The 13,639-nt window shown below is 68.5% G+C and carries 12 protein-coding genes; 2 read left to right on the forward strand and 10 right to left on the reverse strand.

Translation table 11 applies throughout. The annotated features are described in order from the left end of the window. The 5 genes from rlmN to I73_RS06420 all read right to left on the reverse strand — a co-directional run. On the reverse strand, positions 1 to 1,140 hold a 1,140-nt coding region (gene rlmN, locus I73_RS06400), incomplete at its 3' end, for a 23S rRNA (adenine(2503)-C(2))-methyltransferase RlmN (RefSeq protein WP_022979853.1). 37 nt (positions 1,141 to 1,177) lie between these two features. Next, a complete protein-coding gene (gene ndk / locus I73_RS06405) occupies positions 1,178 to 1,603 on the reverse strand; it encodes a nucleoside-diphosphate kinase (protein WP_022979854.1) in 426 nt (141 codons plus the stop codon). A gap of 78 nt (positions 1,604 to 1,681) precedes the next feature. Beyond that, positions 1,682 to 3,619, reverse strand: a complete 1,938-nt coding sequence (locus I73_RS06410) for a pseudouridine synthase (protein ID WP_022979855.1) — start codon at positions 3,617 to 3,619, stop codon at positions 1,682 to 1,684. Next, complete coding sequence (gene scpB / locus I73_RS26375; RefSeq protein WP_022979856.1) at positions 3,616 to 4,326, reverse strand: SMC-Scp complex subunit ScpB; 711 nt, start codon at positions 4,324 to 4,326, stop codon at positions 3,616 to 3,618. Before scpB ends, I73_RS06410 begins: the two co-directional genes overlap by 4 nt. 329 nt (positions 4,327 to 4,655) lie before the next feature. Beyond that, positions 4,656 to 5,651 carry an RluA family pseudouridine synthase gene (locus tag I73_RS06420; RefSeq protein ID WP_022979857.1) on the reverse strand — a complete coding sequence of 332 codons (996 nt, stop codon included), beginning with the start codon at positions 5,649 to 5,651 and terminating at the stop codon, positions 4,656 to 4,658. Positions 5,652 to 5,714: 63 nt separating this feature from the next. Here I73_RS06420 and I73_RS06425 point away from each other — a divergent pair, with 63 nt between their 5' ends. Then, positions 5,715 to 6,521, forward strand: a complete 807-nt coding sequence (locus I73_RS06425; protein ID WP_022979858.1) for an outer membrane protein assembly factor BamD — start codon at positions 5,715 to 5,717, stop codon at positions 6,519 to 6,521. 82 nt (positions 6,522 to 6,603) lie between these two features. On the opposite strand, the gene I73_RS06430 is transcribed toward I73_RS06425, so the two are convergent. Then, positions 6,604 to 8,610: an ATP-dependent DNA helicase gene (locus I73_RS06430; RefSeq protein ID WP_022979859.1), complete on the reverse strand. Its 2,007-nt coding sequence runs from the start codon at positions 8,608 to 8,610 to the stop codon at positions 6,604 to 6,606. Positions 8,611 to 8,614: 4 nt separating this feature from the next. Then, a complete protein-coding gene (locus I73_RS06435) occupies positions 8,615 to 8,770 on the reverse strand; it encodes a YdcH family protein (RefSeq protein WP_083876585.1) in 156 nt (51 codons plus the stop codon). A gap of 91 nt (positions 8,771 to 8,861) precedes the next feature. On the opposite strand from I73_RS06435, the gene I73_RS06440 reads away from it, so the two are divergent. Further along, the gene (locus I73_RS06440) at positions 8,862 to 9,629 is read left to right on the forward strand and encodes a PP2C family serine/threonine-protein phosphatase (protein ID WP_022979861.1); all 768 of its coding nucleotides are present in this window, start codon (positions 8,862 to 8,864) and stop codon (positions 9,627 to 9,629) included. A gap of 35 nt (positions 9,630 to 9,664) precedes the next feature. On the opposite strand, the gene zapE is transcribed toward I73_RS06440, so the two are convergent. From zapE to odhB, 3 genes are all read right to left on the reverse strand, one after another. Next, the gene (gene zapE / locus I73_RS06445; protein ID WP_022979862.1) at positions 9,665 to 10,762 is read right to left on the reverse strand and encodes a cell division protein ZapE; all 1,098 of its coding nucleotides are present in this window, start codon (positions 10,760 to 10,762) and stop codon (positions 9,665 to 9,667) included. 98 nt (positions 10,763 to 10,860) lie between these two features. Next, positions 10,861 to 12,288 carry a dihydrolipoyl dehydrogenase gene (lpdA, locus tag I73_RS06450; protein ID WP_022979863.1) on the reverse strand — a complete coding sequence of 476 codons (1,428 nt, stop codon included), beginning with the start codon at positions 12,286 to 12,288 and terminating at the stop codon, positions 10,861 to 10,863. A gap of 15 nt (positions 12,289 to 12,303) precedes the next feature. Beyond that, positions 12,304 to 13,578, reverse strand: a complete 1,275-nt coding sequence (gene odhB / locus I73_RS06455; RefSeq protein WP_022979864.1) for a 2-oxoglutarate dehydrogenase complex dihydrolipoyllysine-residue succinyltransferase — start codon at positions 13,576 to 13,578, stop codon at positions 12,304 to 12,306. Positions 13,579 to 13,639: the final 61 nt, after the last annotated feature.

The following is a 13,639-nucleotide window of genomic DNA, read 5'->3' on the forward strand; positions in this document are numbered from 1 at the left end:
TCGGCTACTTGACTCCAACGGGACAATCGGAACGGGCAGACGCTTCATGCGCTCGCCCACACGGGTCCGGTCCTGGACCTCGCCCGCAAGTTGACCACAAGCGGCATCGATGTCGTCGCCCCGCGTCTTGCGAATCGTGGTCACCAGACCCGCATCCTGCAAGACCTTGGCAAAGCGCAACACACGCTCGCGCGAGGAACGCTGCAGACCCGAGGCCGGGAAGGGGTTGAATGGAATCAGGTTGAGCTTGCAGGGCACGCGATGCTCACCCCGGCCATGCACCAGCGCCAGCAGGGCCTGGGCATGCTCCTCGGTGTCGTTGACGCCTTCGAGCATGCAGTATTCGAAGGTGATGAAGTCGCGTGGCGCCGCCTGCAGGTAACGCTTGCAGGCCGCCATCAACTCATCCAGCGGGTACTTGCGATTGAGCGGGACCAGCTCGTCCCGCAAGGCATCGGTGGGGGCATGCAGCGACACCGCCAGCGCCACCGGGCAATCCTCGCGCAGACGGTCCATCATCGGCACCACGCCGGAGGTGGACACGGTCACCCGGCGGCGCGACAGGCCGTAGCCATGGTCGTCCAACATCACCCGCAGAGCCGGAATCAAGGCACCGTAGTTCTGCAGCGGCTCGCCCATGCCCATCATCACCACGTTGGTGATGGCCCGCTCGCCCGCCGGCAGTTGCAGCCGCTCGCGCAGGCGGTGCTCGGCGAACCAGAGCTGGGCCAGGATCTCGCCGGTGCTCAGGTTGCGGCTGAAGCCCTGGTGGCCGGTGGAGCAGAAGCGACATCCCACGGCGCAGCCCGCCTGGGAGGACACGCACAGCGTGCCCCGGTCGTCCTCGGGGATGAAGACCGTCTCGACGGCGTTGCCGCCGCCCACGTCGAACAGCCACTTGGTCGTGCCATCCGACGAGACCTGCTCGGTCAGCACCGGCAGGCCCCGGATCTCGGCCCGCCCGGCGAGCTTCTCACGCAGGGACTTGGCTAGATCGGTCATGGACGCGAAATCCTTCGCGCCCTTCTGGTGAATCCAGCGGAAGAGCTGGGTCGCGCGGAAGCGCTTTTCGCCCAGCCCTTCACAGTACGCACTCAGGCCATCCAGGTCGTGGTCGAGCAGATTGACGACATCGCCCATGGACCGGCCTCCTCTGACGTGCGTGGAACTCGCGCGATCAGCGCGAGTGGATGTTCATCGCCGGGAAGAAGAAGGCGATTTCGACCGCGGCGGTCTCGGCGGCATCGGAGCCGTGCACAGCGTTGGCATCGATCGAATCGGCGAAGTCGGCGCGGATGGTGCCCTTGTCGGCCTTCTTCGGGTCGGTGGCGCCCATCAGGTCGCGGTTCTTCAGGATGGCGCCTTCGCCTTCCAGCACTTGCACCATCACCGGGCCGGAGATCATGAAGCTCACCAGGTCCTTGAAGAAGGGGCGGGCCTTGTGCACGGCGTAGAAGGCCTCGGCATCGGCTTGCGACAGCTGCATCATGCGGGCAGCGATGACCTTCAGGCCGGCGCCTTCGAAGCGGCTGTAGATCTGGCCGATGACGTTCTTGGCCACGGCGTCGGGCTTGATGATGGAGAGGGTGCGTTCGATGGCCATTGTGGTTTTCCTCGAAAGTTCGATGAGGGTTTGGACAAAGCGTTGGATTTTAGCCTTGCCCGTTGACATTCCTGTGGATCAGCGGCGGCCTCGGCCACCGCCGCCACCACCGCCTCGTCCCTGCAGCTTGCGGGTGAAGGCATCCGCACCGATGTAGCCCACCGAGGTCTGCATCGGATCGGGCTGACGCTGGTTGCCACCACCGCCGCCGCCCTTGCCCTTGCCGCCCCGGCCGCCGCCCCGGTTGTCCTGGACAAAGCGGCGGTCATAGGTCTGTTGCAGCGGGTTCGGGATCGGGCCGTCCTCGAAATCATCGTCGCGCACGGACACCGCGCGCTCGCGCTGGATGGCGCGGCGGTCGTAGGTCTGCTGCAACGGATTCGGGATACGGCTGGGATCGCCCGGCTCCCGCTGCGGGGCCAGATCGCCCTGCTCGCGGCGGCGCTTATCGTTGTTGCGGTTGTTGCCGCGGGCGTTCTCGGCACGCCCGCCCTCGGCCCGACCCTCTGCCCGCCCTTCAGGACGGTCGCGGCGCTGCTCGTTGCCGCGGCCCTTCTTGCCGCCCCGGTCGTCGCCACGCGCCGGCCGGCCGCCCTGGGCGTCGCGACCCTCGCGGCGGCCTTCGCCGCGCGGGGCCCCGGCACCATCGGTCAGACGGCGCAGCGCCTTCACGTCAGCCTCGCCCAGGTCCACCCAGTCGCCGCGCTTGAGCCCGCGCGGCAGCACCACGCAGCCGTAACGGATCCGGATCAGGCGGCTGACCGTCAGGCCCACCGCATCGAAGAGCTTGCGCACTTCGCGGTTGCGACCTTCGGTGATGACCACGCGGTACCAGTGGTTGACGCCCTCGCCACCACCGTCCTCGATGCTCTTGAAGGCGGCGGCCTGGCCTTCGATCTCCACGCCGGCCAGCAGGCGCTCGCGGGCTTCCTTCTCCAGCGTGCCCAGCACGCGCACCGCGTACTCGCGCTCCACGCCGAAGCGCGGGTGCATCAGCTTGTTGGCCAGGTCACCGGAGGTGGTCAGCAGCAGCAGCCCCTCGGTGTTCATGTCCAGACGGCCCACCGACTGCCACTTGCCCTGCTGCAGGCGCGGCAGCTTGCGGAACACCGTCGGGCGCTGCTGCGGATCGTCGTGGCTCACCACCTCACCCGCCAGCTTGTGGTAGGCGATGACACGGGCCGGCGGCGGCGCGATGCGGATGCGCACCGGCTTGCCGTCCACCGCCACACGGTCGCCGAAGGACACCCGCATGCCGGTGTGGGCGACCTCGTCGTTCACCGTGACGCGCCCGTCCTGGATCATCTGCTCCATGTCGCGGCGGGAGCCGATGCCCGACTGGGCCAGCACCTTGTGCAGCTTGGGCGCATCCACGTCCGGCAGCAGCACACGCTTCTCGGCGGATGCCTCCCCGGATTCGGCCAGCGCCTCAGGCTCGGCCGCGCCATCGAAGTCCCCGGCGACGACGCTGGCGAACAACTCGCCCGCCTCGACGGGGGCCTGCTGCGGCTCGACCGAGGGGCGCTGCGGCGCGTCAGATCCGTCCGCCAGCTCTTCGCCCCGGCCCGCACCGCGGCGACCGCGGCGACGGTTGCGCGAACGCCCGCCCCCCTCGCCCAGCTCGTCAGCCGCCACCACTGCCTCGGAGGTCCCCTCGGATGCCTCCCCGGGCGCACCGCTTGCGGCATCCACCGCTGGCGGGGTCACGGCAGGCACCTCCGCCACCGGCGCGGAAGATGCCTCGACCGCGGGTGGCGGCACAGGCAGCGGCTCCGCCGACGCCGGCGACGCCACTTCAGCCACCTCGGCGGCAGCGACGGCCGCGGTCTTGCGCGGCGCGCGCTTGCGCGCGGGCTTGGGGGCCTCTTCGGCGGCAGGCGGCACCTCGGACACCGCCTCCACGGGCGCCTCGGCCGCGGCGCTCACCACCTTGCGCGTGCGTGTGCGCTTCTTGGGTGCTTCGGCGGCGGCCTCTGCCGGCGGCAGTTGCGGGTTGTCTTGATCAGCGTCGTTCATGCTTCAGGTGGTGTTTGTGCGTTGTCGGCCGGCTCGCCATCGGCGGCTGGCGCGGAGGATTCTTGGGCGGCCACGGGGGTGACCTCGGGCGGCGCGTCTTCAGAAGGCGCCTGGGGCGCCTCCAGTGCCAGTTCGCCCTGCTCGGACAGAAGATCGGGTTGCGAGGTGGTCAGGCCGGCCAGGGCCTCCAGCCCGCCCGGGCCCTCCAGCAGCGGCAGCTGGTCCAGGCTGCCCAGCCCCAGATCGTCCAGGAATTGCCGCGTGGTCGCGTACAGGGCCGGACGCCCCGGTGCATCGCGGTGGCCGATCGTCTCGATCCAGTTGCGATCTTCCAACTGCTTCATGATCTGGCTGGAGACCACCACGCCCCGGATGTCCTCGATGTCGCCCCGGGTCACCGGCTGCCGGTAGGCAATGATGGCCAAGGTCTCGAGCACCGCCCGGGAGTAGCGAGGCGGCTTTTCCGGATTCAGGCGATCCAGGTACTCACGCAGCTCAGGGCGGCTCTGGAAGCGCCAGCCGGACGCCACCCGGACCAATTCCACGCCCCGATCGCGCCAGTCCTGCATCAGCTCATCCAGAACCATCCGGAGCGAATCAGCCCCGAGCTGGTCCTCGAACAGCACGCGCATCTCCCGCAGCGACAGCGGCTGGCTGGCACAGATCAGTGCGGTTTCGAGAACGCGCTTGGCATCCTGTGTGTTCATCGACAAGGAATCGAAACGCTGCCCTTCGGGGCAGTGGACTCGTCAGGCCGCTGTACCGCGGCGGCATGGGCTCGTGGCGTCCGCGCCAAATGAAGGCGACAGCAGGACGGGCATGGATACAGGTTCATCGCCGGGCCGGCGGAGACCGCAGCTGCGGTCGACAGGTTCACCGTGACACACGGTGGCTTGCCCCGTTCACCGGAAAGACAGCGGGCTTGAGGACCGAATGACTTCAGCACCTGCTTTTTGGCAGACACCGGCAACCGCTGTCGAGGCTTGGAGGCCAATTGTATTACAAGCCGCGCCCCGACTGCACTTCAATGCGCGCATCACTGGGCCGCGCCCAGCACCTGCTGCCACGCCGCAGCCAGATCAGGAGGCAAGGCCGCCTCGAAGGACAGCGGCGCGCGGGTGATGGGGTGGGCGAAGGCCAGCTCGGCGGCGTGCAGGGCCTGTCGCTGCATGCCCCGCGCGGGGCGGCCGCCGTACAGGGCATCGGCCACCAGGGGATGCCCTTGATGGGACAGATGCACCCGGATCTGGTGGGTGCGCCCGGTGTGCAGCTTGCACCGGACGGCGCTGATCTCGCCGTCAAAGGCCAGCGGCTGGACATCGGTGCGCGCCGGCTTGCCACCCGCCACCACCGCCATGCGGGTGCGCAGGGCCGGGTCCCGCCCCACGGGCGCCTCCACGGTGAACGGTGCCTGCCCCACGTCACCGTGGGCCAGCGCCAGATAGCGGCGCTGGATGTCGCGCTGGGCCATGTCGCGCACCAGCGCGGTGACCGCTTCCAGCGTGCGCCCGACCACCATCAAACCCGAGGTGTCCTTGTCCAAGCGGTGCACGATGCCCGCACGCGGGAGCTGCGCGGCACGCGGATCGCGCGCCAACAGGCCGTTGAGCAAGGTGCCCGACCAGTTGCCGGCGGCGGGATGCACGACCATGCCCGCGGGCTTGTTCACCACCAGCACATGCGCGTCCTCGTGGACGACATCCAGCGCCATGGGCTCCGGCCGGAAGGCCAAGCTTTCGGCCGGCGGCACCAGGTGCACCTCGAGCCGCTGGCCGGCCTTCACCTTGCGGGACGACACCGACGCCACCACCCCATCCAGGCGAACCTGCCCCGCCTCGATCAGGCTTTGCAGGTGGCTGCGCGAGAACTCGGGCGCCAGGGCGGCCAGCACGCGGTCCAGGCGCTGCCCATGGGCGGCCGCCTCCAGCGACTGCACGCGGTTCTCGAATTCGGATTCGGTCTCACCATCCTCCGCCACCTGGGCCAACGCATCCGGACCGGACAGGCCCGTGGGCTCCCAGTTGCCACTCATATAATCGATCGACCTTTCGTCTGCACACTCCGCGTCGCGGCCTCTCCAGGGGCTGCCCGATTCATGACCGCACACCCCCTGTTCCGTGCCCTCACCCGCGGCGCGCTCGCTGCGCTGATGGTGACCCTGGCTGCCTGCAGCTCCCTCAAGGACCCTGAGATCCAGGGCTCGGCCGAAGAATTGTATGCATCGGGCAAGTCGGAGATGAGCTCCGGCAACTGGCCCGGCGCCATCAAGTACCTTGAAAAGGTGGAGGGCCGGGCCGGCGGCGGCCTGCTGGCCCAGCAGTCCCAGCTGGACCTGTCCTACGCCTACTGGAAGTCGGGCGAGAAAGCCCAGGCGATCAGCACGCTGGACCGCTTCATCAAGCTCAACCCCTCCAGCCCCGGCCTGGACTACGCGCTCTACCTGCGTGGCATGGTGAACTTCAACGACGACTTCGGGCTCATCGGCGCGCTGTCGCGCCAGTCCCCGGCCGAGCGTGACCAGCAAGCCTCCCGCGAGTCCTACCAGTCCTTCAAGCAACTGGTCGAGCAGTTCCCGGAGTCGAAGTACGCCGCCGACGCCCGCCTGCGCATGGACTACATCGTCAACGTGCTGGCCGAGTACGAGGTGCATGTGGCGCGCTACTACCTGCGCCGCGGCGCCCTGGTGGCCGCCGCCAACCGGGCCCAGCAGACGATCACCGTCTACCCGCAGACCCCGGCCACCGAGGAAGCTCTCTACATCCTGGCCCAGGCCTATGACCGGCTGGGCCTGGACAAGCTGCGCGACGATGCCACCCGGGTGTTGGCGCACAACTTCCCCGAAAGCCCGCTGCTCAAGCAAGGCATCCAGGAGAGCGAGAAGCCCTGGTGGCAGCTGTGGTGATCACGGCGCTCCGCACGGCATGACGACAACGGCCCCCGCGTGGGGCCGTTGTGCTTTTCAGCGCTGCCGCCCCACCTGTCGATCAGCCTGCCGGGTGCGCTGCAGCCAGCTCGCGCAACCAGGACAGGGCCTGCTCACCGCTGGACAGCATGGTCATCGGCGGCAAGGCGGACAACAGCCGCCCGCCATAGCGGGCCTGCAGCAGGCGCACGTCACACAGCACCAGCAGGCCGCGGTCGGTCTCGGTGCGGATCAGCCGCCCCGCCCCCTGCTTGAGGGCGATCGCCGCCTCGGCCACGAAATAGTCGTTGAAGGCGTCTCGCCCCTGGCTCTTGAGCTGGCGCACACGCGCCTCGACCAGCGGATCGTTCGGCGGCGGAAAGGGCAGCTTGTCGATCACCACGCACTGCAGCGCCTCGCCAGGCACGTCGATGCCCTCCCAGAAGCTGGCCGAGCCTACCAGCACGCAGCGCCCTTCCTGAAAGCGCTGCAGCAGACTTCGCTTGGCCGCACTGCCCTGGACCAGCACTTCCAGCGAACTGCCCAGGCTCTCCAACTCCTTTTGCAGGGCCTCGGCCACGGTGCGCATGGCGCGCAGTGTGGTGGTGAGCACAAAGGTGCGTCCCCCGAGGGCGTGGGCGCAGTGGGCGGAGGCCCGCCCCACCATCACCGGGTGGGCCGCCTCGTTGGGCTGCGGAAAGCGCGGCGGCACGTAGACCCGGGCGTTCTCGGCATAGGCAAACGGACTGCCCACCCGCAGCTTGCGGGCATCGTCCAGACCGGCGGCCTCGCTGAACCAGCTCAAAGCCTCGTCGTCGCCCAGCGTGGCCGAGGTGAACACCCAGGCCCGGTGCCCCTGGGCACGCTGCTCGCCCATCATGCTGCGGATGTCCAGCGGCGACTCGATCAGCCGCGCCTGGTGCGGGGTCAGATCCACCCAGCGCACACGCTCCGGCGGGGTCTCCAACCCGAAGCGGGCCACCTGGGACTGCAGGGCCTGCGCCCGGGACTGCAGGCGCACGAAATCGGGGGAACTGGCGGCCACCAGTTCCAGCGCAGCAGCAGCCACCCGCAAGGCTTCGGCCAAGCCGCTCAACCCGGAATCGAGCTGCGCCTGGCGGCTGCCCCCCGCCACCTCGTCCCAGCGCAACCGCAGCACGCCTTTGGGCTCCCGATGGGGGCCGGCCACAGCCAGGCGCAGCGCTTTGGCAGCCTGCTCACAGGCTGCAGCAATGTCGATCCAGGGAGCCTGGCCGCGGGCCTGCTGCTGGCCTGCGGCCAGCAGGTCCTGGGCGAAGTCGTGGACCTGCCCGGTGCCCAGGGTCTGGCCGAGGAACTGCACGCCGGCCTCCACCATCTGGTGGGCCTCGTCGAACACGGCGATGTCCACCGTGGGCAGCAGTTCGGCCACGCCGCTGTCACGCAAGGCCAGGTCGGCGAAGAACAGGTGGTGATTGACCACCACCACGTCGGCGGCCATGGCCTCGCGGCGGGCCTTCATGACATGGCAGGCGTGGTACTCGCCGCACTCGCTGCCCAGGCAGTTGTCGCGGTTGGAGGTGACCAGGGGGATGACCTCGGAACGCTCGTCCAGCCCTTCGAGTTCGCCGATGTCGCCGCTGCTGGTGGCCTGGGCCCAGGTCTCGATGCGGGACAACGCCCGCACCGCATACCGGTCCGGCAGGGTGGCGCCCTCGCGGGCCAGCAGCAACCGGTGCCGGCACAGGTAGCTGGCCCGCCCTTTGAGCAGCGCCACCGTCACCGGCAACTTCAGGATGTCGCGCAGCCGGGGCAGATCGCGGAAGAAGAGCTGGTCCTGCAGGCTCTTCGTGGCCGTGCTGACCAGGGTGCGGCGGCCGGACAGCAACACCGGCAGCAGATAGGCGTAGGTCTTGCCCACGCCGGTGCCCGCCTCCGCCACCAGGGCCTCCCGCCCCTCGATGGCCTCGGCCACGGCCTGTGCCAGGCGGTTCTGCGGCTCGCGCGGCATGAAGCCGTCGTCGGCATGGGCCAGCGGCCCTTCGACGGACAAAGCTTCGCGGACCGCCGAGACCAGATCGGCGGAAGGGGCTGCAGCGGGATCGGACATCCGTTCAGGCGGGTTCGGGGGGCTCCAGCATCGCCTCCAACTGGGCGATCTGGTCACGCAGCACCAGGCGCTGCTTTTTGAGCCGACGCAAGGTCAGTTCATCCGGGCCTGAGAGGGGATCGGCACCGTCGATGCGATTGTCCAGTTCGGCGTGTGCCATGCGCAACTCGATCAGTCGCCGGAGGGGCGAATGCAGGTTGTCGGCAGGAAGAAGATCGGCATCCACAGTGGCTTGAGTTTATATTGCGCCCATGACAACGACATCCCAGGGCTATCGGATCACCGCGGCCACCGGCCTGCACAAGGGCGACCGGGCCTACCAGCAGGATCAGGTGCTCATCCTGGCACACCCCCGCGTTGCGGGTTGTGCGCTGGCCCTGGTGGCCGACGGCATGGGAGGCAAGAGCGGCGGACGCACCGCCTCCGACCAGGTCATCATGACCGCCAAGCAGGTGTTCGACCGCTACACGCCGGCCACCGACGACCCCACCGAGATGCTGCGCCAGCTGGTGGTGGAGTCCCACCTGATGATCAAGTTGACCGCGATCACGGCCGACGAGGAGCCCCACAGCACGCTGGCGGCCTTTCTCGTGCTGCCGGACCGCAGTGCCTACTCGGCCCACGCCGGAGACTCCCGGGTCTACCATTTCCGCGGCGCGGAGATGCTGCGGCGGACGGTGGACCACTCCTATGTGCAGCGCCTGATCGACGAAGGCAAGATCACCGAGGCCCAGGCCAACACCCACCCCCAGGCCAACCTGCTGACGGGCTGCCTGGGCACGCAGGCCGATCCTCCGGTGGAGATCACGCCGCTGGACCGCCTGGAGGTGGGGGACAGCCTGCTGGCCTGCTCCGATGGCCTGTGGCACTACCTGACGCCCCGCGAGCTGGGTGCCATCGTCAGCGCCCTGGCCCCGCGGGAGGCCAGCGAGATGCTGATCGGCAAGGCGCGCCAGCGGGCCCGGGGCATGGGCGACAACCTGTCGCTGGCCCTGGTGCGCTTCGACCCGATCCAGTGACGGCGATCCGCCCTCCCTGAGGGCGGCGCAGCCGCTCAGGTCAGGGAGGTATCGACCGTGCGGCGTTCCAGCGCGAGGTACTCGGCCGAGCGCATCTCGTTCAGGCGGGACACGGTGCGGGGGAACTCGTGAGCCAGCGGACCCTCGGTGTAGAGCTGCTCGGCCGGCGTGGCCGCCGAAACAACGAGCTTGACCCGGCGGTCGTAGAGCACATCCACCAGCAGTGTGAAACGCCGGGCTTCCGAGGCCAGGCGCGGTGGCATCTGCGGCACGCCCGACAGCAGCAGGGTGTGGAAGCGCGAGGCCAGCTCCAGGTAGTCGTTCTGTGAACGCGGCCCGCCGCACAGGGTCTGGAAGTCGAACCAGATCACCCCGCCCGCGCGCCGACGGGCCTTCAGCTCGCGGTGCTCGATGTTCAGCACCGGGTCCTCGTCGGGCACCTCGGCCAGATCGTCGAAGGTTTTGGCCATGGCCGCCTCGGCCTCGGGCCCCAGCGGCGTGTGGTACAGATCCACCTGCTCCAGCGTGCGGCGGCGGTAGTCGATGCCGGCATCGACGTTGATCACCTCCAGGTTGGCCTTGAGCAGTTCGATGGCCGGCAGGATGCGGTCACGGTGCAGCCCGTTGGGATACAGGCCATCGGGGTGGAAGTTCGACGTGGTGACGATGGACACCCGGTGCGCGAACAGCGACTCCAGCAGCCGGTAGAGGATCATCGCGTCGGTCACGTCGGCCACATGGAACTCGTCGAAGCAGATCAGCCGGTAGCGCCGCGCGATGCGCGCGCCCAGTTCCTCCAGCGGGTTCTGGCGGCCCTTGAGCTCCTGCAGCTGCCGGTGCACCTCGCGCATGAATTCGTGGAAGTGCAGCCGCGTCTTGCGGGTCAGCGGCACGGCGCGGTAGAAGCAATCCATCAGAAAGCTCTTGCCCCGCCCCACCCCACCGTACATGTAGACGCCGCGCGGAATGGGTGGCTTGACCAGGGCCTTGGTGATCGCGTTGCTGCGACGGGCCTTGTAAGCCATCCACTCGTTCTCGCAGCGCTCCAGGGCGGCCACGGCCCGCAGTTGGGCCTCGTCGGCCTGGAAGCCGTTCTCGGCGAGCAGTTGCTCGTACAGCTGACGAACGCTCATCGTTCAAACCATCTCAAAGGGCAAGAAAAGGCCCGCCGGCCTGGCAGGCGGGCGGGCCGGTGGGCAAGCCGGGGCGAATGCCCCTGGCAGCCCGACGCTCAGAAGTTGAGCGTGCGCTTGTCCACCGCCAGAGCGGCTTCCTTGGTCGCCTCGCTCAGGCTGGGGTGGGCGTGGCAGATGCGCGCGATGTCCTCGGCCGAGGCCTTGAACTCCATCGCCACCACAGCTTCGGAGATCAGCTCCGAGGCCATCGGGCCGATGATGTGCACGCCCAGGATCTCGTCGGTCTTGGCATCGGCCAGGAACTTGACGAAGCCGGTGGTGTCGCCCAGCGCACGGGCGCGGCCGTTGGCCAGGAAGGGGAACTGACCCGCCTTGTAGGCCACGCCCTCGGCCTTGAGCTGCTGCTCGGTCTTGCCGACCCAGGCGATCTCCGGGCTGGTGTAGATGACCCAGGGGATGGTGCCGAAGTTGACGTGACCATGCTGGCCCGCGATGCGCTCGGCCACCGCCACGCCCTCTTCCTCGGCCTTGTGCGCCAGCATCGGGCCACGCACCACGTCGCCCACCGCCCAGACGCCGGGCAGGTTGGTCTTGCACTCGGCGTCAACGACGATGGCGCCGCGCTCGTCGAGCTGCAGGCCCACGGCCTCGGGGTTCAGGCCGATGGTGTTGGGCACGCGGCCGATCGAGACGATCAGCTTGTCCACCTCCAGCGTCTGGGCCTCGCCCTTGGCATTGGCATAGCTGAGCGTGACGCTCTTCTTGCCCTTCTTGACCTCGCCGATCTTCACGCCCAGCTCGATCTTCAGACCTTGCTTGGTGAAGACCTTCAGGGCCTCCTTGGCCACGGCCTCGTCCGCTGCGCCCATGAAGGTCGGCATGGCTTCGAGGATGGTCACTTCGGCACCCAGGCGGCGCCAGACCGAGCCCATTTCCAGGCCGATGACGCCGGAGCCGATCACGCCCAGCTTCTTGGGCACGGCGCCGACGCGCAGCGCACCGTCGTTGGACAGGATCAGGTCCTCGTCGAACTCGGCACCTGGCAGTTGGCGGGCATTGGAGCCGGTGGCGATGATGACCTGCTTGGCCACCAGCACCTCTTCCGCGGCGCCGGCCACCTTGACCTCGTAGGCACCGTCCTTGGCACCGGTGAAGGAGCCGCGGCCGTGGAAGAAGCTGACCTTGTTCTTCTTGAACAGGTAGAGGATGCCGTCGTTGTTCTGCTTCACGACGGTGTCCTTGCGGGCCACCATCTTGGCCACGTCCATCTTCACCGTGCCGGTGCTGATGCCGTGCTCGGCGAAGTGGTGGGTGGCGTGCTCGAAGTGCTCGGACGACTGCAGCAGGGCCTTGGACGGGATGCAGCCGACGTTGGTGCAGGTGCCGCCCGGGGCCGGGCCGCCCGCAGCGTTCTTCCATTCGTCGATGCAGGCCACGTTGAAGCCCAGTTGGGCCGCGCGGATGGCGGCGATGTAGCCGCCGGGGCCGCCGCCGATGACAACGACGTCAAATTGCTTGGACATGGAAACTCCCGGGGATCAGATGTCGAACAGCAGGCGGGCCGGGTCTTCCAGCGCTTCCTTCATGGCCACCAGGCCCAGCACGGCTTCGCGGCCGTCGATGATGCGGTGGTCATAGGACATGGCCAGGTAGTTCATCGGGCGCACCACGATCTGACCGTTCTCCACCACGGCGCGGTCCTTGGTGGCGTGCACGCCCAGGATGGCCGACTGCGGCGGGTTGATGATCGGGGTCGACAGCATGGAGCCGAAGGTGCCGCCGTTGGAGATGGAGAAGGTGCCGCCGGTCAGTTCTTCCAGACCCAGCTTGCCGTCCTTGGCCTTCTGGCCAAACATGGCGATGGTCTTCTCGATCTCGGCAAAGGTCAGCTGATCGGCGTTGCGGATGATGGGCACCACCAGACCGCGCGGCGAACCCACGGCGATGCCGATGTCGAAGTAGCCGTGGTAGAGGATGTCGTTGCCATCCACCGAGGCGTTCAGGATCGGGTACTTCTTCAGGGCGTGCACGGCCGCCTTGACGAAGAAGCTCATGAAGCCCAGCTTGACGCCGTGTTCCTTCTCGAACTTCTCCTGGAACTTCTTGCGCATCTCCATCACCGGAGCCATGTTGACCTCGTTGAAGGTGGTCAGGATGGCATTGGTGGCCTGGGACTGCAGCAGACGCTCGGCGATGCGGGCGCGCAGGCGCGACATCGGCACGCGCTGCTCCGGACGGTCACCCAGGTTCTGGGCCACGGGCGCGGCCACGGCCGGCAGCGGCTTGGCCACAGAGGCCGCCACCGGCGCGGCGACGGGCGCGGCCACGGCCGGCTTGGCGCCACCGGCCACGGCGGCCAGCACGTCACCCTTGGTGACGCGGCCATCCTTGCCGGAGCCGGCCACGGAGCCCGCGGCCAGGCCGTTGTCGGCCATCAGCTTGGCAGCGGCCGGCATGGCCACGTCGGACTTGCTGCCACCGGTGGCGGCAGGTGCGGCCACGGCCGCAGCAGCGGGAGACGGCGCCGCGGCAGCAGCAGCCGGTGCCGGGGCGGCCACGGCGCCTGCGGCGGCTTCGGTGTCGATCTTGGCGATGACCTGGTCGCTGACCACGGTGCCGCCATCGGCCACCACGATCTCGGTGATCACGCCGGCGGAGGGCGCCGGCACTTCCAGCACAACCTTGTCGGTCTCGATCTCGATCAGGATTTCGTCGACGGCGACGGCCTCACCGGCCTTCTTCTTCCATTGCAGCAGGGTGGCCTCGGCCACGGATTCAGACAGCTGCGGAACCTTGACTTCTACGATTGCCATGATGGGGAATTCTTTTGAAGTGTGCGACAAGGCTCCGGCGCGCAGGCGCCAGAGCCAGGGT

Source organism: Ideonella sp. B508-1 (assembly GCF_000333615.1).
In the GTDB taxonomy this organism is placed as follows: domain Bacteria; phylum Pseudomonadota; class Gammaproteobacteria; order Burkholderiales; family Burkholderiaceae_C; genus Ideonella.